Below are 1,713 nucleotides of genomic sequence, written 5' to 3'. Positions count from 1 at the left end.
GCTTCGGCGCAGGTGCACAGTAGAGCGTGCTCGAGGGCCTGCAACGGCAATGCCTCGGTGGGCAGGCGGGCCGCGACGGCCCAGCCGACGATCCGCCGCGTGCGGACGTCCGTGAAGAGCGCGGCGTCGCAGAGCCCTTTCGGGATGCGAACGCAGGTGAACTTTGCGGCCCAGATGCCGCGGGCAGAGGCTGGGCGCTGCTTCGCGGCTCGGCAGCCGCGGGAGGTGAGAAACCCACATTCTGTCGTGCCGACCACGCGGCAGACAGCCTCGAAACCGAATTGTTCACGGTGCATATCGATGAACCGGATCATTTCGTCGTGGGGCGATCGGGCTGCGCGGATAAAATGCCGATGCCTTCTTCAAGATCTCGTTCGCACGGCGCATGTCGGTCACTTCGCTCCTCAGCCGGCGATTCTCCTCCTCGAGCGATTCCTGCGGACGGGACGATCTCTCGGCGGGGCCGTAGCGGTTGCACCAGCTCCGCAAGGGCTCCTCACCGACGCCGAGCTCGGGCGCGACGGCGCGGGTCGACTGCGCTCCTGGGCCACTTTCAAGGGCGTGGCGGTCGTAGACCATGCGGACCGCACGATCACGCAGCTCCGAGCAGAACTTCGTGGGCATACTCCAGTTCTCCTTCGTGAGACTCGGGAAGGAGACCCAGCGCGCTACAGCGTCCTGGCCGGCATCGTGAGCGGCTCTGGCTCTCGCATCTCCCCTCTGCGCCACTACACTCGCCGGATGACTGAACACCTTGGATGCTCCGGTGGCACCGCACACGCGATGCGACCGCAGGTCCGACCAAAGCAACAGCAGCCGATTGCGGATCTCCGATCATTGATCACGGATCGAGGCGAGGTCGTCGACTGCCAATGTGGGCGCGAGCACACGGTTGACCAACTTGGAACTGAATTCGAGTTCCCGGAGAACATGCGAGAAATCCTGCGTGAAGGAGCCGGTCGCCCTCGCCTGGATGTATTCGGCCCCTCCTTCCTTCTGCGAATAAACCGGATCGCAAAAGCAGGGCAAGAAGATCTACGAATAGAATCACTACACATTGTCTTTCATGACGACTGGCTGGTGGTCTTTGAAGATGTCGACGGAATCGGGACCGCCTGGCATCCGGCGGAAGACAACTCAGGGCGATACTTTGCCGCAGATGAGGCGGAACTGACGCTAACGCTCATCGTCGAGGCCGCGATCGATTCCTATGACTCTGCCGCACTTTCCCTGGAGGACGGCACTGCGGACTGCGAGTCGAGTATTTTCGGGGAATTCGAGAAGGACATCGAGAGCGTTTATCGGCTCGGCTCCGATGCCAGCAAGGTCCGCTCCTCTCTTGCTTCCCTGTGCCGGTTCATCGATCGAATCCCCGCGCCAGGGGCGTCGAAGAACTCAGACTGGTCAGCCGATGCTGCGGCCTTCGCCGAGGACGCAGATGACCTTCTGTCCAGAGTGTCCGGCATCCACGCACGGCTGACACAGCTCGTTACGGTTTACTTGGCCCTAGTGGCCCAGAAACAGAACGAGGACATGAAGCGCGTTTCAGGGTGGGCCGCCATCCTATTCACTCCGAGCCTTGTCGGAGCGATATACGGGATGAATTTTGAGTCAATTCCGGAACTTACCTGGGATTTTGGCTACCCGCTATCGATTCTGGCAATGGTCATCATCTCCGCGGGCCTGTACGCCGTCTTCCGCCGTCAGCGTTGG

The 1,713-nt window shown here is 61.5% G+C and carries 2 protein-coding genes and 1 pseudogene; 1 reads left to right on the top strand and 2 read right to left on the bottom strand.

The genetic code is table 11. From position 1 onward, the window contains the following. Together P0D62_RS18920 and P0D62_RS18915 are read right to left on the bottom strand one after the other, a co-directional pair. Positions 1–257, bottom strand: a pseudogene (locus P0D62_RS18920) (hypothetical protein); the annotation flags it as partial. Positions 258–285: 28 nt separating this feature from the next. Then, positions 286–624 carry a transposase gene (locus tag P0D62_RS18915; RefSeq protein WP_160119514.1) on the bottom strand — a complete coding sequence of 113 codons (339 nt, stop codon included), beginning with the start codon at positions 622–624 and terminating at the stop codon, positions 286–288. A gap of 117 nt (positions 625–741) precedes the next feature. Here P0D62_RS18915 and P0D62_RS18910 point away from each other — a divergent pair. Then, on the top strand, positions 742–1,713 hold a 972-nt coding region (locus P0D62_RS18910; protein WP_275704077.1), incomplete at its 3' end, for a magnesium transporter CorA family protein.

Origin of the sequence: Tessaracoccus caeni (assembly GCF_029211185.1) — a bacterium.
Lineage (GTDB): Bacteria > Actinomycetota > Actinomycetes > Propionibacteriales > Propionibacteriaceae > Arachnia > Arachnia caeni.
Note: the sequence above shows the minus strand (reverse complement) of the source record. Positions and strands in the feature narration are given on the sequence as shown.